This window comes from Paenibacillus sp. NPDC058367, from assembly GCF_042723305.1.
Lineage (GTDB): Bacteria > Bacillota > Bacilli > Paenibacillales > Paenibacillaceae > Paenibacillus_AQ.
On sequence record NZ_JBHXIZ010000001.1, the window covers coordinates 1452921 to 1472191 of the forward strand.

Here is a 19271-nt window from a genome sequence, read left to right on the forward strand (position 1 = left end):
TCCATTCCAGAATATAAATCAGCCAGTTATAGGGAGAAATCCCCTATAATGGCCTTCTCCGCACTCTACGCCTTGCCTAATGCCTCACTCTGTCTGTTATGATTTTCCGGTGTGTCATAAATTGAGCTGCCAGTTCAACCTGCAACACATCACCTTGCGCATCTGATCGCACATCTGCCTTTGCATTTGACCGCTCATCAACCTGTTCATCACATTTTTATGTCCGATCCATCAGATTCCTTAAACATTCATTAAGCACACTCTTCACGGTACAATGGATCAGCACCCACCTAACTCCGAGCCGTGAACTCCTTAACCGCCTCGCTCATCAGATTCATGCCGAGAAGCAGCTCATCCCGGCCGGGATGGCTGAAGTTAAGACGAATGTGATTTCCGCTTCCATCTACGCTACATAACGGTCCTGGCAAAAATGCCACTCCCTTACCTAGCGCACATTTTAGCAGTGCCATAACATCCATCCCCTCCGGTGGAGATACCCATAGAAACATACCTCCTGACGGCAGGTCGTAGGAGCTTCCTTTCCAAGCTGGACGTTTTAGCAGTTCAACCATTAACTTCAGTCGGGTGTTATATTCTCGGTTCAGCTGCGCAATATGCTCACGAAGATCAAAAGCGGTCACATCCAACAAATGATGCAAGAGCCGCTGATTTAATGCGCTCGATTGCCAGTCTGCCATCTGCTTGGCAGCAGCCATCATCCCGATCACTTCCCGGCTACCTGCAGCCCAGCCCGTCCGCAGCGCGGGCGCAACGGTCTTGCTGAACGAACCGATATATAATACGTGTCCGCCATCACTTATATTTTCCAGCGCATACAAGGATGGATATCTTGTGGCCCAATGTTCACCATACTTCTGGAAATGTAGATCACCATAAGAATCATCTTCTACAATCAGGATGTTATACGCAATGCAAAGATCCAACACCTCACGCCGTCTCTCTAAGCTCCATAGGATGCCACTTGGATTCGTAAAGCTTGGTGTTGCGAACAACATCTTAGGCTTATGCAGTTCAATTTGCCTCCGCAAATGATCTGGATGAAGCCCGTCCAAGTCACCCTCTACGGGGATAATGATGGCACCCTGCATCCGAAGAGTTTGCAAGAATCCTGGAGATGTCGGATTTTCTACTAATACACGATCTCCCGGATCAATATACACCCGCGACAACAAATCAATCGCTTGCTGGCTCCCCGTTGTTAGCAGAACTCCACCCTCGTTAACAGTTACCCCTTTTTCTCTGAGCCAATCCCCGGCAAGCCACTCCCGAAGTGGACCATACCCTGCAGGATCACCATATTGAAGTGCTCCTGCATCTGCAGAAATCACCGTAGAGGCTGCTTCGGCAAGCAGCGATAATGGGAACAGTTCTTCCGCTGGTAATTCTTCAGCAAGCGATATCATGGAGCTTCTCCGTGTTTGGGTGCGAATACTTAGAAGCGGTGACGATAGCAGTGTGTGCGCGCGAGCAGAAAATTGGTAAAGCATGCGAAATCCCCCTTCCCTAGTACCAAGTAGAAATGGCTAAGTTATCCTCTTTCGAGGACGATTATCCATTAAACGTGATATGCTTTCTTTCTTCTATTTCAAGAATATTCCGCCTTTCCCGTCATTATGTCGTATAGCTTGGGTTATGCGTAGATTTGCCTGTTTTGTCTTGAAAAGAGAGCAAATTTCTCAATGGCCTGCGCTCGCGTCGAAACATCAAGCTTCACATAAATTTTGCGCAAGTAATTGTCAATCGAACGACGACTTACTGCAATTTCAAGCGCTATTTTATCATACGTAATCCCCTGAACGATTCGCTCCATAATAAACATCTCTGTCTGTGTCAATTGAAGAACATCATCCAGTCCTTTAGAAGTCGAAATCGGCCAGGATCCTTTTTCTATCCATTCTAGCGGCATTGAAAGAAAACCCACCCGCAAACCCAGGATCAGCTGTAAAAGCTGATGAGGAGAAGCTCCTTTGGAGAAGATCCCGCTGGCTCCCAGCTCTATGAGGGGCTGAAGCAGATCCCTGCCGTCTTCATCCGTCATTACGACAAAATGTGAGTTTGGTGAGCTTTTTTTCATATTTAACAGCACACTCTCAATATTACCTTCAGGCATATGATAATCTGCCAGCACTAGCTCGGGATTCTTTTCCCTTACGATGGAAGCGCCTTCGTCCCAAGTTGAATACATTCCTAGAACTTTTAGCTCTCCTCCCTCTTCCAAAATCAATTTTGTCCCCAGCATACTTGTAGGATGACACCCCACAATAACCACCTGCCAAACCTTCATCATTAATGCCCAGACCCCCTGCTTTATATAATCATCCAGAAAGGAAAGCGCCGCAGCGTTTCCGGTTTAAACGCAAGCAAGGAAGTATGATGACTTGTTCGTTTATTCTCTCGCTGGTTACCTTGAGTACGTCTATCAGAAATTCCAATCTATAGAAATTGTATCGCAGTAGTTTAATAGGATGCAATTACTTTTTCTAGTTTTCACACTCTCTTACATTTTTGCGAAACTAGTCAAAGTCTGATAGAATGGGGACTTGAAAAAAAGACCAACCCGAGGTGATCAAATGCAACCGCTAGCGGAAACGTCCCCGGTACACTCGCGCCGTGCTGCTGTGAGAAGCGGCCCTTCCGTAAAATGGTTTTTACTGTTCTGGATCGTGATGATTGGAATCGGTGTATATGCTGTATACAGCTACACAAACCATTTGAAGCAGCAAGTGCTGAGCGAACTTAGCAATCAGAGCCAGCAGCAGCTTACCGTTCTGAAGACCGACTATGAGTCGAAAATTGCCGTTCTCACTGAAGAAGTGAAGGAATTGCAGAATACAGTACAAAGTTTTAACGAACTATTAACCTTCACTAAAGATAATGCAAGTGCCAAGACAGACAATAGTAATAAGCTATATACGCAATTGAGCGAAGTTAGCAAACAGTTAGAAGCTTTGAAGAAAGAAATGGATCTGATCAAATGATGACGCCAGTCAAGAGAGTGAACCGTTTCTTTATGCTTCTGACCGCACCTTTTTTAGGTTTACTGATATGTATGTGGTGGTATAGACCTCCGCTCGAGCTGGATCTTGATGTAGGACAATTCGCACCTATCTCAGGGCCTTTGAATGAAACAGCTGTCCTAAAAAAGGATTTAACCCTAGCCGAAGGCACTGCATCCTACACCATAGATGCAGTCAGCGCTAGCGCTAAGCTATATAAAGGAACCACTACTGCTATGAATAAGTTAGTCGAGACAGCGAAGACTCAAGCGAGCCGTCCTGAGCTTATCTATAACCGCCGGATATCTGCCAAGCTTGGAATACCTTCTGAGGTCCTTACTAGCGACCGGATTAGAATCGAGCTGTATAAGCTGAATCCAGGTAACTATAAGGCCTATGCTTTGAAGATCAAATTGAAGGATCCAACTGCGATGCAAATGAGTCTTGCGAAGGAAGCTACTGGTGGCGCAGAAACCACTATGCACGCTGTACAAAGTCATGGTGCTATTGCAGGTATTAATGCTGGAGGTTTTGCGGATAAAGCCGGAAAACGCTATCCCTTAAGCACTACTGTGGTTGATGGAAAGTATCTCAATGGTTTCGAGCCGACATTCAAGGATCTCAGCTTCGTAGGTCTGAACAAGTCCGGACAGTTAATCGGCGGGAAATTTTACAGTCGCGCACAGTTAGATCAACTCGAACCCGTATTTGGTGCAACCTTTGTGCCTGTTCTACTTAAGAATAACGTCAAAGTACCGATCCCGGAAAAGTGGAAAACATCCCCCAATCGGGCGCCACGTACAGTAATCGGTAATTATAAGGATGATCAGCTTCTCATCTTTGTAGCGGATGGCTATAATGAGCTTGGCAGCTCTGGTGCCCGACTAGAGGAAATTCAGAACAAGCTATATAACATGGGTGTCATGGATGCTTATAATCTGGATGGTGGAGGATCGTCATCACTCATCTTCAATGGAAGAGTAGTCAACAAGCCATCAGACGGAAATCTTAGAGCTGTACCAACCAATTTCCTGTTTTTTAAATGATTATAGTAAAATGTCTATGCAACATATCACATTTGCGTTTATTTTTATTGATTTGCAGGGTATAATCTTGATAACGAATACATTTGCTAATGGAGGTGCCAGTATGTCGTTCTCATTAACCTTTTGGATCGTAACTATCGTATTTGTGTTATTTATGGTCGGCATCCTTACCTCATCTTACAACGACGACAAAACAAAAGGTCTATAAGCAAGAAATGCCTCAGCAGCCACTTGGCTCTGAGGCATTTTTTATAAGCCTGAAACAAAAAAACTGCCACATAAGTAGAGAAATCTACGAATGGGACAGTTTCTTTTTTTAGAAAACTATTGGCTGTCAGAATTCTAAATGTGTAAATATGTACTTCCTAGGCGTGTCTTGGCAATTGCGTCATTTCTGAGAGGCATGCAGCGCAAATATAACGATCTTTATATTCACTCACACCTTCCATTGATCCGCAGAAAACACATTTTGGACGGTAACGCTCCAAGATGATATGGTCACCCTGTACCAAAATTTCAACCGGGTCGCCTTCATTCATCTGATACCTTTTACGCAGGGACTTAGGCAGAACAATTCTACCCAGCTGATCCACTTTGCGAACTACACCAGCAGGTTTCATATCTAACGTACACCTCTCCTGTTCAACTAATAATTTGTAGCTACTATATATTTCGGCTCATTCATTATATTTCGTTATTAAAATGTCGAATCCTGCTGAAAAAAAACAAAAAAAATGTCTTTTTTCTAAACAAGATTAGGAAAATCCAGCTGTCGAAGGGCTTCATATACAATAATAGCTGCAGAATTCGATAAATTAAGCGATCTCACGGCATCACTCATTGGCATGCGCATTTTTGTTTCTTTACCCGCTTCCAGAATTTCAGCAGAAAGCCCCTTCGTTTCTTTACCAAAGACAAAGAAGTCTCCATCTTGAAAATCAAAATCGCTATATCTCTTCTCCGCTTTCGTCGTTGCGTAAAAGAAACGTCCCTCACTGTACTTCTCAAGTACCTCAGCAAAAGAGTCGTGGTATTCAATGTTAACAGCGTGCCAGTAATCCAATCCTGCTCTTTTCAATGTAGCATCGTCTGTACGGAATCCGAGCGGGCGAACCAAATGAAGATGAGTGCCTGTTGCTGCGCAGGTACGCGCAATGTTTCCAGTATTGGCCGGTATTTCCGGCTCAACTAATACGATATGGAGTGCCATTATATGGTTCCTTCCTCTCTAAAGGCTTAATAGCCAGATGTTTTACTCTACTGCATAACCATAGCTTCTCCAAACAAACTGAAAACCTTCCACCCATAGGCGGAAGGTTTACGATAGAGTTCATTAACCTTGAGTTTGCCGGAAATGGTTCATGAAATCAGAAAGTGCTTTAACACTTTCGTAAGGAACTGCATTGTAAATGGAAGCGCGCAAGCCACCCACACTACGATGTCCCTTTAAGCCGACAAAACCTTCCAGTTCAGCAGCTTTAACAAACCGTTTTTCGAGTTCTTCCGATTGCATCCGGAAGGTAACGTTCATAATGGAGCGACTGCTCTTCTCAGCAACACCACTGTAGAAGCCGTCACTTCCATCGATGTGATCATATAATAGACCCGCTTTTTCAAGGTTCTTGGAATGGATACCAGCAAGACCACCTTGCTCCTCAATCCATTTTAATACTTCGTTAACCATATATACAGAGAAAGATGGAGGTGTATTGTAAAGAGAGTTATTTTTGTAATGAGTGCTGTAACGCATGATAGTTGGAATGTTAGAAGGTGATTCTGCGAGCAATTCCTCTTTAGCAATAACTACAGTCACACCGGAAGGACCAAGGTTCTTTTGTGCTCCAGCATAGATCATTCCGAATTGGTTGACATCGATTGGCCGGCAAAGGATATCACTGGACATATCTGCGATGAGCGGAATCGAGCCAGCATCCGGATATTCTGCATATTGCGTTCCTTCAATGGTCTCATTGGAAGTAACGTGAAGGTAGGCAGCATTTTCCGCAGCTTTAATCGAACTCAATTCAGGTATAGCTAAGAATTTCTTGTCTTCGGAAGAAGCAGCAACATGAGCGCCCCCTACCAATTTAGCTTCTTTATAAGCCTTATCTGCCCAGCTACCTGTCATAACATAGCTACCTACTTGGCCTTCGGAAATCAGGTTCATAGGGATCATAGCAAACTGTGTGCTTGCTCCACCTTGTACGAACAATACCTTATAGCCCTTCGGATTGCCGAGGAGCGAAAGCAGACGTTCCTGCGCTTCATTATGCACGGATTCGTAGATTGCTCCACGGTGCGACATCTCCATGATAGACATTCCACTTTCTCGGAAATCAACAAACTCCGCTTGTGCGCGTTCCAGTACCGTAAGCGGCAATGCTGCCGGTCCGGCATTAAAATTGTATGCTCTCTTATTCAAAACTACTCCCCACCCTTTCTCTCCTATCAATATGGATATCGCTTATGATAGCAATAATCTCACACACCAGCAAGTATAATTATTCACATAAAAGCTTTGATTACTGCTTATCATGACGTGAAAAAATGATAAGTTCGGCTCCAGGACTTGCTTTCATGCGGTAAAAGACTAATGTTCACAAAAACTTCAGGTGAGACCACATGGCGTTCTCCCCATAGCGCCATTCGTGCTACTGGGAAATCTCCGCTTTCGCGTACTCCTGTTCCACTAGGCTTATGAACCAACTCCCAATTGAACTCAGCCTCTGGGCCTCCCCAGCCACTCAGCTTGCAGTAAAATGACCGATCTGGCTCTTCTGACCAAGTAAGGGTATTACCAGATACCTCTAGCAAATTATTCGTGTATTGAGATTCTGGTTCTACTACTTTGAGCCCATTCGAGAGGCGCAACTCAAAATCCGAACCTATATTCAAACCATCAATTCCTACGAAATTGTGGATGTACTCCTCGGTTTGGATTGGCTTATCCCCTTTGTTATGCAATTCATATGCAATTTTCAATTGGTCGTCCTTTATAGAGATCGTTTTGGTCAAAAGCATCGCGTATCCATTACTTTCCATCGGCTGGACAGTATATGTAATCGAATCATCCCTAACCTCCATATCAACAGCAAAGGGGGTTAGTGGATATTTATTATGAAAGCTATAGCTCTGCGAATCCAGCTTTTGTAACAATCCGATTCCGGGCTTTGGAAACCAGCCTCCGATCGGCGCTTCATCATACCCAATTGCCCGGGAAATGCCAAACTCGTTGCATAGTCCACTTCCGCCAGTACCCTCGCCTTCCTTCAAGCTCTCTGGCACACAAAACGTATGGTTACCCTTTTCTAACGTAACCTGTGTGATAAACCCCGTCCAGTCAAAACGAGTCCCTTTATAATCTTCTCCAATATCAGCGATATCCACAGATAATACGCCATTTGACAGCCTGTAACCCATCCTACACAAACCCCTTTCAATCATTCAACAAATAAGTAAATTAGCCCCATTATATCATTTATGAAGAACCTTAGTTTTCATAATTTTCAAAAAAACGTCTGCAGCCGCTATTCATAACGGTGCAGACGTTTATAAAAATTCTAGTTAAGATTACGCCAGAGTCACTTCAATCACGTGAAGCTTCTCTGTCTGCAGAGCAAGTAGCTCCTCACGTGGAATAATCGCACTTCCTGAGCCGCGCTGCAGCGTCACCTCGCTGCCGTTCAACGTAACGGAGTGTATTTGGTACTCTCCGTAGTTAAAGCTTCCAGTGGCTTTATAGACCACTTCAAACTCACGATCTGCAAAGATCGTCTTAATTGATGCTTTACCCTCGGAATCAAATTGTTCTTTTACTAATTTAGGTTCTAACAATAGATCTCCCAGCTTGCCCTTCACACCAAATACTTCAGTGACCATGGTTAGCAAGAGCCAGCTTGCGGAGCCTGTTAGATACGTGTACATCCCTCTGCCTTGCTCGTTAATATATTCAGGAATACCTGGGTAGATACGAGCTTTTTCGAAATCCGTACTCAAGCTGTAAAGAGATTCGAGGACCTTATGACCTTCTTTTACATAACCACGTTTGTACAACGCATTTCCGTACATGATGGTCATGTGACTGAACATGGCCCCATTTTCTTTATGGCCAAAAGCAAAACCAAAAGCACGACCCAGATTTTGCTGAATCCCACCGAAACGTGAATTAAGCCTGTATCCAATCTTATCATCAAATAGATTACGATCTACAGCAGCTATAATGTGTGGAATTTGCTCCGGAGCCGCTGCATGACCCATAAGCGGGAACACTTGGCCCGTAAGCGTCATACGAACGCCTTCAGAAAATTCACCCTCTACCTGTTCACCATCGTTATTATAATAACCATTAAACCAGCCATCGCCATTCTCACTCTGTACCCACTCGTTGCTACGCAAATGGTTAAATAACCATTCCGCTTTTTGTTCCAGATCGTCAGCTACTTTATCAATATCGAGAGATACACGAACTCCACTCACCTTATTTGGTGCGGCAGCATAATATCGATCCAATCTCTCATGCTTACCTGATACAGAACCATAATCCACAGACTCGTTAAGGGTATCCAGCAGTAGCTGCATTTCTTCGGCTAATTCAACAGTTTCCTGACCTTTAGAAGTCTTAAGGTTACGTAGGACCCGGGAAATATCCAATAGATTGCTAGCATAGAAAGATGTAAATGCTACACTCTCTCCGCGATCCGCCCCCATATCAAGGCCATCATTCCAGTCCGCGCCTTCGAGCAGGATATTATTATGTTCTCCTACATTAAAGAACGGAACTAGATTTTGCAGCAAAATATGTTCCAGAATTGTACCTTTGTAGATTTCCCCAGAAACTGTTCTAAGATCACTGCCTACAGAGGTATTCCATGAAGTATCACGTTCCTTACAACGACTCATAAAAGTATCCCGGAAATAAGTCTGTTCTTGCAACAAGAAATCAAGATCACCACTCTGATCCAGATAGAGCATCGTTGTTAAAAATGGCCATGCCCCATGATCCATCCATACACGAGGGATATTGTTACGGTCAGCGATAAATTCACCTGGCTGTTGACCGATAATGGTTGCGTTACTGCCATCAATTCTCACACCAGCATAATTGTTGAAGAGTAGGCTACGAACTTCGGCAGGCTCCATAATGAGCAGTGCCAGACAGTCTTGCCAAAGATCTCGCCAGCCACGTCCGCCTCTTCCATAATCATGATACGGTAAGAAGGAGTTACCATACAGTCTTCTAAGGACTGGTTGGATGGTTACCCATTTCATCCATTGATCTGCATCCGAGTCGCCGGTATGAAATTCAACCATATTCACTTTGTCTGCCCAGAACATTTTAGTTTCCTCTAGCAGATGATCAAAAGCTTCAGATGTACCATATTTACTCATCAACGCTTCAACGTTAATTCTATCACTATCAATTGCCATAACTACGACATAAGAATGGCTTGCACCAGAAGACAAGGTAATTGAAGCAAAACGAAGACCACCAACGGCTTCATAACCCTCTCTATCCACGCCGCCACCTTTACCAATCTCTGGCGTAGCATTCAGAATAACAGCTTCTGGCCAGTCAAGACTTCCACCTTCACCGATAAATTCTTCTTGAATCGGGAAGAAACCATCAGGCTGACTGCCATCACCTTCTGCACCAAACACACCGTAAGAAGTGTGATTAATGCGATGACCACGCTCATCGAAAGATAGTGCAGGTTGAACCTCAACACCATAAGCTGAGGTGTAAATCCGGTTCAGCAGCGAAGTTACATGTCTGTGATCGCGCAGATCATCTGCGGAACGGGCATACAAGGGAACTACAGCCGTTGGTGTAAGAGTAAGCTCCTCTGTTCCCGTATTCGTCAACGTAACTTTCATAAGTTCTACCTTATCATTACCGCTAGGTACGAAGCTGGTAATCTCAGCTTTGACACCCATCTCAAAGTTGCTGCGAGTCACACGATGCCATAGGAATCCAGCCTCAAGTACTGCATCATCAGCAGATGGGGTGTAGAACGCTGCATTTTGCTTAGCAGAGTTTCCAGCTGCAGACCAAGCACCCTTGTCTTCGACGTAAACCCAGAAATTACGTGAGGCGCGTGAATTATGCAAATCTTCAACAGATAATGGCGGTGTTAAAAATGTATTATGACCTGTTGTCGCCTGACCATGAAGCTTCGGGGTTACAGTCGACATCATCCCCCCCTCATTTACTAGAGGGAAGTATAAGAAACTACTATGATCCGGTTGCTGAAGCTTGAACTCCCCATCCTTTCCGGTGAATTCAAAGCCTTGAATTTTTTTGCGGTCCATTGTCCCCATCCTCTCATTTACACATCTACTTAAGCTTTAACCGCACCTGCCAATGCACCGTCAACGATATACTTTTGAATGAAGGTGTACAGGACGATAAGTGGTGCAGATACGATCATGATACCGCACGCCAACATAGGCCAGTTGTTTCCGTATTGACCGCGGAATTCTTTAAGCCCGAAGGTAATTGGATAATGTTCCGGACTTGGCAAATACATGATTGGACCTACAAAGTCATTCCAAATGGTAATCGCCGTCAGGATAACACCTGTTGCGATAACAGGTTTCATCAGTGGCATAATGATCTGGAATAAATACCGCATATACCCAGCACCATCCATACCTGCAGCTTCATCCATCTCACGGCTGATCCCTTTAATATAACCTACGAACATCATGAAGACGATCCCTGTTCCTCCTGTTTTTAGGAGAATATAACCCAGCTTCGTATCATAGCCCACGAATCCAAGCTCTTGTTTCAAGGTAAGCATCAATTTGAACTGTGCAACCATAGGGTTAGGCAAGAACTGTGACATCAAGAAGAACAAATAAATAAACCCGCTCCACTTCACATAATTTCTCGCCACCGGGAAAGCTCCGAATAACGATACGATTAGTGTTAGTACTGTTGCTACAACTGTGTACAGCAAACTGTTAATGAAATAATTAGAGAAATTACCTTTTAACCAAGCTTCCTTGTAATTATCCCATTGAATACTTTTCACAAGTCCGATCGGGTCTAGCAAATAGTCCGAAAAAGACTTGAATGAAATGTTTATTACAAACAATAGTGGCATGATATACAAAACAAGCAATACTGCAATCAGAATATAGGAGAGAGTTTTGGCGGTTTTGGAATCTTTCATTAATACTCCACCTCTCTCTTACGCATTTGTTTAACTGCAAATACAACGAAGACCAGAATCATAAGGAACTGCACCACAGAAAGCGCGGATGGAAGTCCCATCTGTAGAGAACCACGGAACGTCTCTTTATACACGTCATAAGCCATCGTTCTTGTGTTAAAGCGACCGTCCGTAGTTGCGAGAATAATATCAAAGGTGGACATGGCACCGATAATGGACAAAATAATATTAATGGTGAACGATGGAGCAATAAGTGGGAACGTAATGTTCTTAAAAGATTGCCACTTCGTGGTACCATCAATATATCCAGCTTCATACAGATCTTTCGGAACGGATTGAAGACCTGCAAGGAAAATCAGCATGGAGTAACCCATGTACATCCAAATTTGCGTGAATATTATATAACCAAACGCATGGGTGAAGCTTCCAAAGAACATATCTTTATAACCGAACAATGAATCATACAGTTGATTTACGGGACCACTTAGCGGATCGAACATCAAGCCCCATACCAGTGCAACTACCGATACACCGAGCACAACCGGCAAAAAGAAAACTGCGCGATAAAAATAATCGCCTTTCAGCTTCTGATTAATCACTACGGCCATAAGGAGACCGACACCGTTTTGTACGATTGTAACAATGACCATGAAATAAACTGTTCGTATAATGGAATCCCATCGTTCGCCTGAATTTCCGGAGTTAAAAACACTGTAATAATTGTCAAGGCCTACGAAATTCAATTTGCTTCCTGGAACGTTAGTAATATCTGTAAATGAATAAATGACCGTCATCATAGAGGGTCCAAAATAAAAAATAACGTACAACGATAATGGAATCATAAGCAGCAGAAGCGGTAAATATCTTTTTATACCTTTTCCGAACGGATACATTTCTCTCACCTACCCAATCCTAATTCAATAAAATGATCGGGGTCTGTACGAACAGACCCCGATGTTGTAGTACATGATGGTGCACAGTATGTTGTAGATGTCTGTTTATTAGGATAACAGCTTATTTAGGTGCTGCTGCTTCCCATTCTTTTTGTTGTACATCTGCAAGTTCTTTAGCGGTTTTGAATTCGCCGCCTGGTGCCAGGTATTCAGTGTGAACGCCTTCAGCAGCAATGTGCTCGCCTACATTGTCGCGGTTAATCATAATGATTTCATAAGCAAGTTCAAAGTCTTCTGCCATGTATTGGGCAAGTTCGTTATCAATGAAGTCACTGCCAGTTGCGATGTTATCTTGTGTTGGCACGAATCCGGCAGCCTTAACATATTCCGTGTAATTTTCTGGTTCAGAGAAGAATTCCAACCATTTCAATGCGCCTTCTTTGTTCGGACCTTTTTCTGCTGCATACCAAGTTACATCGTATTTGCCGACAAGAGAAGCGTTCTTAGCAGCATCTTCAGTAGCAGGGATTGGGAAGTATCCGAATTTCACATCAGGATTTGCCGCAGCGATTGTAGGTGCATCCCAAGTTCCGTCAGCAATCATAGCTGCTTTACCTGTTGCGAAGTACGAAGGTGCTGTTGCATAGTCAATACCCAAGAAACCATCGATAATGTAGTTATCTTGAAGGGTCTTCATTTTATCCAAAACTTCTACAGCCTCAGCATCGTTGAACGCCGAAGTGCCTTTCCAAACGCCTTCAATCCATTTTTGTTGGTCGCCGCCGCCTAGAATCTTAGCTTGCAAGCCGAACACTGGCAGTTTCAAAGGCCATACGTCTTTACCAGCCACTACGATTGGCACAATGCTCTTGGATTTCAAAGTATCTAGAACACTGATGAACTCTGTCCATGTTGTTGGAACAGTCAAACCGTTTTGTTCAAAAATTTCTTTATTATAGAAGAAACCTGACATTGCTACTTTACCGGTTGGGATCGCATACACTTTATCGTTGTAAGTACCCGCTTTGGCAATATCATTCGCATTGTAGTTTTTAACGAAAGCTTCGTTGCTCAGATCAGCAATCAAACCGGAATCAATCCATTGTTGCCAGTCTGGCACTTTCGCACCTGGTGTCCAATCTTTCGGAGACAATCTCATACCGGACAAATCAGCAAGGACGTCTACGTCACCAGCTGTAATTCTTGCTCTTTGTGCTTGTTTAAATTCATCGTCCGGACCTGTCGTCGTGTACTCAATCTTGTATTCTGGATATTTCTCTTCAAACTTCTTATTAATGTCTGTAATAACCTTGTTAATGTTTTCTTGTTTCCAGTGCAAGATTTTAATAACCTTTTTCTCACCATTTGCGGGCTTGCTTGTTCCGTTGCCCGAAGTAGCCTCACCATTTGTGTTGTTGCCGCTTCCACATGCTGCTAATGAGAGCACTAGCGCTGAGCTCAACAATACCGCAGAAAGCTTCTTTACCATTTTTGTTACCCCCCAGATGATTTGTATGACCTCTTAACGAAACATTATCTTAATTATTGAAATTACGAAACTTTAGCGATTATAATACAGAAAGCGGTTTCGTTGTTTTTATTATTACATCGTTATTTATCTTTGTAAAGTCTTTTTTATTCTTTATCTTTGAACTATTCTTGAACTGAAATTCTCCAAAACCCTTTAAAATAAAGGATATATCTGCTTGAACGCCAAACATCCCATTGACTATCTACCTATATAATTATAAAATCATTTACGAAAACATTTCGTAATTCATATTTGAAATCCATAAAAAGTTTAACTCAACGATACTTTTATCATAGATTACGGAGTATTTCGCATCATAAGGAGGACTAAAGTTGGCCTATAACATTAAAGACATAGCGAAAATAGCTGGAGTTTCTGTTTCGACAGTATCTAAAATCATAAATAACTACAGCGACATTTCGGAAGACACCAAGACTAGGGTACAACAAATCATAAAGGAAACTGGATATACTCCCTCCAATTCAGCAAAAACATTAGCTACAAAATCATCGAATCTAATTGGAGTTATTTTTGCAGGAATGCTGAACGTTGACTTTACCCACCCTTTTTTCATCGAAGTTCTAAATTCCTTCAAAAAACAAATGGGACTGCTAGGTTACGATCTGATCTTTTTCTCTAACGAAAAATTCCAAAGTGGCGATACCAATGATTATCTTGCCCGTTGTTTGCATTTTAATGTGGATGGCTGCCTACTTATTACCGGACAAGAGCTAGAAACCTCCATCAGCGAATTGGATAATAGTTCTATCCCATGCATCGGCGTAGATTTAAAGCTATCAGGCGACAATTCGGGTTATATCATGTCTGATAATTTTAAGTTGTCTACCAAGGTAGTCGAACACTTTTACTTATTAGGCTATCGAGAACTTGGTTATATCGGCAGCTCCTCTGAGTCAGAAATCTCCAATATACGTGAAAGTGGTTTCCGCAAAGCGCTTGAAGATTTAGGTCTACCGATCAACGAAAACTGGTTCTTAAACGGCAGCAACTTCTTTGAAGCCAGCGGTTATGAAACCATGCGTAGAATGATTTCGAATGGAAACTTGCCCAGAGCGATCTTCGCGGCTTCTGATCAGTTAGCTATTGGGGCTATGCGTGCCCTAAAGGAATCTGCTATTGCTGTTCCTGGAACCGTCGCGATTATTGGCTGTGACGATATCGAAGCCTGCAATTACACAACACCACTCTTGACTACGATTAAACAAAATAAAGATAAGATTGGTCGTCTAGCCGCGTTAATGCTGTATGATCTAATAAACAATCAATCAGGCACGAGCTCTTTCAGCGTCGAGCCAGAGCTCATCATAAGAGAATCCTGCGGAGCTCCTGAGCGGGGTTTAGTATAGATCCCCAAGTGATACCTCTACTTAATTAAAGCGGAACTACAGGCAGAATATTAAACTATAGAAGCTAAAATGAGGATATCCTTAGCCATATCAATGGCCAAAGATATCCTCATTTTTGTTAGGATCAATACAAAAGGTGTTCCTAAGTCATTTCCATGACTTAGGAACACCTTTATTGGTTAAAGCTTTATATGATTTGAGCAATCTTACAGGTCGAAGTACAGAGAATATTCATGTGGATGAACACGAATCGCAACCTCTTGAGCCTCGGAACGTTTCAGAGCAATATAGTTATCAATGAAGTCCTTAGTAAATACGTCGCCTTCTGTAAGGAACTCGTAATCAGCTTCCAAAGAATCAAGTGCTTCGCTCAGGCTACCTGGAACGCTGCGGATCTTTTCTTTGTCTGCATCGGACAATTCGTAGATGTTCTTATCCAGAGGACCGTAACCCAGTTCTTGTGGGTTGATCTTGTTCTTAATTCCGTCCAGACCTGCCATCAGCATTGCGGAGAATGCCAAGTAAGGGTTAGCGGTGGAGTCCGGTGTACGGAACTCGATACGACAGCCCTTCGGTGTCACAGCCGCTACTGGAATACGAACTGCTGCAGAACGATTTCCTTTGGAGTATACCAAGTTGACCGGTGCTTCGTAACCAGGAACCAAACGTTTAAATGAGTTGGTGCTTGGGTTAGTCAAAGCGATCAAGGCTGGTGCATGGTACAAAATACCGCCGATATAGTGAAGAGCCATTTCGCTCAAGTTAGCATAAGCGCCTTTTTCGTAAAACAAAGGAGTGTCTCCGTCAAAGATCGATTGGTGTACGTGCATTCCGCTACCATTATCGCCAAACAGTGGTTTTGGCATGAAGGTTGCTACTTTGCCGTACTGACGTGCAGTGTTTTGTACAATATATTTATAAGTCATGAGATTATCAGCAGTTTTCTTTAAGGTATCAAAACGGAAGTTAATTTCCGCTTGGCCTGCAGTTGCTACTTCGTGGTGATGACGCTCAATGCGCAGTCCCACTTCAGCAAGCAGACGACACATTTCACTACGGATATCCTGTTGGGAATCCACAGGTGCTACAGGTACATATCCACCTTTAACGCCAACTTTAAATGCAAGATTGCCGCCTTCTTCTTTACGACCCGTATTCCAAGCCGCTTCTTCAGAGTCTACGAAGAATGAGGAGCTGTTCATACCACTCTCGTAACGAACATCATCAAAGATAAAGAATTCAGACTCAGGTGCGAAGAATGCTGATGTTCCAACTCCGCTCTTCTGAAGGAATTCTTCTGCTTTCACAGCAATACCGCGAGGATCGCGCTCATAGCGTTCACCATCAGGAGTGAAAATGTCGCACATAACGTTCAGCGTTGGATGAGCTGTAAACGGATCAATGAACACACTGTTCGGATCAGGCATCATAACCATGTCTGATTCTTCAATACCACGGAATCCTTTGATGGAAGAACCGTCGAATGCTACCCCATTTACAAAAGTTTCATCTTCCACTTCAGAAGCAGGCAGAGAAATGTGGTGAGCACGGCCACCTAAATCTACGAATCGAAAATCTACCCACTCGATATTGTTTTCTTTAATTGTTTGCAACACTTTTTCAACCGACATGAATTTTTCCTCCCCCAAGTTCCGAACATTAAGCCCCTCACAGTATGCAAATGTTCTTGTTTCATTTTTATTTGCTGTCGTCATTATAAATCTCATACCTAACATCGTCAATGCTTATGTCAGGTATTTCTTTCAGCAATGTAAGATATTCTAACGCTTTCGTGAAATCCATTATTTTCGCTAATATTCATAACATTTCTAACTTATCCAATAGCAAAGAAGCCCTACTATCCCGCTGTACCGCGGGTTTAGAGGACTTCCAAGGTTGTTAAATTCTTAAAAATTATAGCGCCGAAACGGTTTCTGGCGAAGTTGAAAACTTACGTCCAACAATCGGAGCAAGCTTTTCTAGATCCTTAAGCAGATTATCGAACTGCTCGGGGAATAACGATTGAACACCGTCACCTGTCATAGAATTGTCCGGATCTGTGTGCATTTCGATGATTAGACCATTTGCACCAGCTGCAACCGAAGCTTTAGCCATAGGTTCAACTAACTCACGACGTCCAGTGCCGTGACTTGGGTCAGAGATTACCGGAAGGTGGCTTAAGCTTTGTAAAACCGGAATAGCCGATAGATCCAGCGTATTGCGTGTGTAAGTCTCAAATGTACGAATACCACGCTCACAGAGCATTACATCCTTATTTCCGCCTGCCAAAATGTACTCCGCTGCATTGAGCAATTCATCATAGGTTGCACTGAAGCCGCGTTTCAGAAGGACAGGTCTTCCACAAGTACCCAGCTTGCGCAACAAATCAAAGTTCTGCATGTTCCGTGTACCCACCTGGAGGATGTCAGCATGCTCTGCACAAATATCCACATACTCTGGTGTCATAACCTCTGTAATGGTTAATAGGCCATGACGCTTTCCTGCTTCAGCCATCATAGTCAAACCTTCTACACCTACACCTTGGAAGCTGTATGGACCTGTACGCGGCTTAAACGCGCCTCCACGCAGTACCTGAGCACCTGAAGCTTTAACCAGACGGGCAATCTCATCAATCTGTTCTGGAGACTCAACGGCGCATGGTCCGCCCATAATCACCAGATTCTCTCCACCAATCTTCACACCCTTGATATCGATAATGGTATCCTCTGGATGGAAATCACGGCTAGCTAGCTTATAAGACTTGGAGATCTTTACGACGTTCTCTACTCCCTTCATTTGCCGCAAATGCTCTGCAAGCTTAGGAGTTACACTTCCTACTAAACCGATAACAGTGTGATCTGCACCTTTAGAGAGATGTACCTGCAGACCCTCTTTTTCGATAACTGCAATAATATCTTTAACCTGCTCTTCTGGCGTTTGATTGGATGTAATGACGATCATTTTAATAACTTCCTCTCTACACTTAAAATTTATAATAATTTCGCTCAATACACTCGCACTACGACGCGTGTTCGCTTTTAAGCTTTTAAGCTTTTATGCTTTTAACCGATAAAGCGATTTTACTCTAAAAATCCTTTACCGTCAATCCTATTTCCTGATTTATAAGATGAAATTGCTTTTTCTAAATAGAAAAGCGCGTAACCTCGATAGATGAGGTTACGCGCTTTTGCCCTAACACAAATATATAAGTTCGCTTACAGCGTATTAAGTAGTGCTTGTGCTCTTATTCTTAACCGGAGGAAGTAATTTCGCCATATTCACAGTACGTTTGATCTCCCATGTCTCGGGATTCTCAGAATCGTACTGCTCCAAATAATTAATAACTTCTTTGGTAATTGGAGTAGGTGTAGACGCGCCAGAGGTAACCCCTACAATATTTACACCCTTCAGCCAGTCGGTGTTTAGTTCAGAGATATCAGAAATCCGATGAGCAGGCACACCTGCGATCTCTTCCGACACCTGTGCCAGACGATTAGAGTTGTTGCTTCGTGGATCGCCAACGACAATCACTAGATCGCATTGACCCGCCTGTTCCGCTACAGCCTCTTGACGCACCTGAGTAGCCATACATATCTCATTATGCACTTCAGCACCTGGGAAGGTCTCTAGAAGCTTTTTCATAATATTCTTAATGTCCCACTGGCTCATAGTGGTCTGATTCGTAATTACAATCCGTGAAGAAGGAATGGATAGAGTTGCAATCTCATCTTCTTTTTCAATTAAATGCACATGCTCTGGCGCAATGCCGACAGCACCTTCCGGTTCCGGATGGCCTTTCTTGCCGATATAAATAACCTCATAACCGTCATCGACTTTCTCCTGAATGAGATCATGCGTCTTTGTCACATCAGGACAGGTAGCGTCGACCGTAGTCAATCCTTTATCCCTAGCCATCTTACGTACCTCAGGTGAAACTCCGTGAGCAGTGAATATAACGGTTCCACTGTCTACTTTATCGAGAATATCCAGACGGTTATGACCGTCCAAGGTAATAATGCCATCGTCCTCAAACGAATTCGTGACATGACTATTATGAACAATCATGCCCAGTATATAAATCGGCCGGGGAAGATCGAGATTTTGCGCAGCCTGCCGTGCCATTACCATAGCATCGACTACTCCGTAACAATATCCCCGGGGAGAAATTTTAATGACTTCCATGACTTCACCAACTTTCTGCTTTCGTTGACTTCTGTAATAGGACACACTTTAAATTATACC

17 protein-coding genes are annotated in these 19271 nt (G+C 43.2%); 4 read left to right on the forward strand and 13 right to left on the reverse strand.

Translation table 11 applies throughout. The annotated features are described in order from the left end of the window. Positions 1 to 290: 290 nt before the first annotated feature. Positions 291 to 1508 carry an aminotransferase-like domain-containing protein gene (locus ACFWMP_RS06365; protein ID WP_379422602.1) on the reverse strand — a complete coding sequence of 406 codons (1218 nt, stop codon included), beginning with the start codon at positions 1506 to 1508 and terminating at the stop codon, positions 291 to 293. Positions 1509 to 1651: 143 nt separating this feature from the next. Next, entirely contained in the window at positions 1652 to 2308 is a 657-nt protein-coding gene (locus tag ACFWMP_RS06370; protein WP_042186245.1) for a DNA-binding response regulator, read from the reverse strand. A 283-nt stretch (positions 2309 to 2591) separates the two neighbouring features. Between ACFWMP_RS06370 and ACFWMP_RS06375 the strand changes: the two genes are divergently transcribed. Genes ACFWMP_RS06375 through ACFWMP_RS06385 form a run of 3 tightly spaced genes read left to right on the forward strand, consistent with a single transcriptional unit; the run spans position 2592 to position 4271 of the window. Next, positions 2592 to 2999 (forward strand): hypothetical protein, encoded by a 408-nt coding sequence (locus ACFWMP_RS06375; RefSeq protein WP_042186244.1) that lies wholly within the window; start codon positions 2592 to 2594, stop codon positions 2997 to 2999. Continuing rightward, positions 2996 to 4063, forward strand: a complete 1068-nt coding sequence (locus ACFWMP_RS06380; RefSeq protein ID WP_143759516.1) for a phosphodiester glycosidase family protein — start codon at positions 2996 to 2998, stop codon at positions 4061 to 4063. The genes ACFWMP_RS06375 and ACFWMP_RS06380 overlap by 4 nt, the downstream gene beginning before the upstream one ends. A 10-nt stretch (positions 4064 to 4073) precedes the next feature. After that, the gene (locus ACFWMP_RS06385; protein ID WP_379423594.1) at positions 4074 to 4271 is read left to right on the forward strand and encodes a hypothetical protein; all 198 of its coding nucleotides are present in this window, start codon (positions 4074 to 4076) and stop codon (positions 4269 to 4271) included. A gap of 157 nt (positions 4272 to 4428) precedes the next feature. Here the strand turns inward: ACFWMP_RS06385 and ACFWMP_RS06390 are convergent, their stop codons facing one another. The 8 genes from ACFWMP_RS06390 to ACFWMP_RS06425 form a co-directional block, all read right to left on the reverse strand. Beyond that, positions 4429 to 4683, reverse strand: coding sequence for an AbrB/MazE/SpoVT family DNA-binding domain-containing protein (locus ACFWMP_RS06390; protein ID WP_039871533.1), 255 nt, complete (start codon positions 4681 to 4683; stop codon positions 4429 to 4431). Between the two features lie 125 nt (positions 4684 to 4808). Next, a complete protein-coding gene (trmL, locus tag ACFWMP_RS06395; protein WP_042125678.1) occupies positions 4809 to 5273 on the reverse strand; it encodes a tRNA (uridine(34)/cytosine(34)/5-carboxymethylaminomethyluridine(34)-2'-O)-methyltransferase TrmL in 465 nt (154 codons plus the stop codon). A 123-nt stretch (positions 5274 to 5396) separates the two neighbouring features. After that, on the reverse strand, positions 5397 to 6485 hold the full coding sequence (serC, locus tag ACFWMP_RS06400) for a 3-phosphoserine/phosphohydroxythreonine transaminase (RefSeq protein ID WP_042186243.1): 1089 nt from the start codon (positions 6483 to 6485) through the stop codon (positions 5397 to 5399). Positions 6486 to 6595: 110 nt separating this feature from the next. Continuing rightward, on the reverse strand, positions 6596 to 7483 hold the full coding sequence (locus tag ACFWMP_RS06405; RefSeq protein ID WP_339269832.1) for a hypothetical protein: 888 nt from the start codon (positions 7481 to 7483) through the stop codon (positions 6596 to 6598). 150 nt (positions 7484 to 7633) lie between these two features. Further along, positions 7634 to 10372, reverse strand: a complete 2739-nt coding sequence (locus ACFWMP_RS06410) for a GH36-type glycosyl hydrolase domain-containing protein (protein WP_379422607.1) — start codon at positions 10370 to 10372, stop codon at positions 7634 to 7636. A gap of 29 nt (positions 10373 to 10401) precedes the next feature. Continuing rightward, positions 10402 to 11238, reverse strand: coding sequence for a carbohydrate ABC transporter permease (locus ACFWMP_RS06415; RefSeq protein WP_042186238.1), 837 nt, complete (start codon positions 11236 to 11238; stop codon positions 10402 to 10404). After that, positions 11238 to 12131 carry a carbohydrate ABC transporter permease gene (locus ACFWMP_RS06420; RefSeq protein ID WP_042186236.1) on the reverse strand — a complete coding sequence of 298 codons (894 nt, stop codon included), beginning with the start codon at positions 12129 to 12131 and terminating at the stop codon, positions 11238 to 11240. Before ACFWMP_RS06420 ends, ACFWMP_RS06415 begins: the two co-directional genes overlap by 1 nt. A gap of 121 nt (positions 12132 to 12252) precedes the next feature. Beyond that, positions 12253 to 13620, reverse strand: a complete 1368-nt coding sequence (locus tag ACFWMP_RS06425) for an ABC transporter substrate-binding protein (protein WP_042186235.1) — start codon at positions 13618 to 13620, stop codon at positions 12253 to 12255. A gap of 374 nt (positions 13621 to 13994) precedes the next feature. Here ACFWMP_RS06425 and ACFWMP_RS06430 point away from each other — a divergent pair, with 374 nt between their 5' ends. Further along, positions 13995 to 15029 carry a LacI family DNA-binding transcriptional regulator gene (locus ACFWMP_RS06430; protein ID WP_042186234.1) on the forward strand — a complete coding sequence of 345 codons (1035 nt, stop codon included), beginning with the start codon at positions 13995 to 13997 and terminating at the stop codon, positions 15027 to 15029. Positions 15030 to 15235: 206 nt separating this feature from the next. Here ACFWMP_RS06430 and glnA read toward each other — a convergent pair whose 3' ends face one another. The 3 genes from glnA to ACFWMP_RS06445 form a co-directional block, all read right to left on the reverse strand. Next, positions 15236 to 16660: a type I glutamate--ammonia ligase gene (gene glnA / locus ACFWMP_RS06435; RefSeq protein ID WP_042186233.1), complete on the reverse strand. Its 1425-nt coding sequence runs from the start codon at positions 16658 to 16660 to the stop codon at positions 15236 to 15238. Between the two features lie 283 nt (positions 16661 to 16943). Further along, the gene (gene aroF, locus ACFWMP_RS06440) at positions 16944 to 17990 is read right to left on the reverse strand and encodes a 3-deoxy-7-phosphoheptulonate synthase (RefSeq protein ID WP_042186231.1); all 1047 of its coding nucleotides are present in this window, start codon (positions 17988 to 17990) and stop codon (positions 16944 to 16946) included. A 264-nt stretch (positions 17991 to 18254) separates the two neighbouring features. Then, on the reverse strand, positions 18255 to 19211 hold the full coding sequence (locus tag ACFWMP_RS06445; RefSeq protein WP_042186228.1) for a 4-hydroxy-3-methylbut-2-enyl diphosphate reductase: 957 nt from the start codon (positions 19209 to 19211) through the stop codon (positions 18255 to 18257). Positions 19212 to 19271 lie beyond the last annotated feature (60 nt).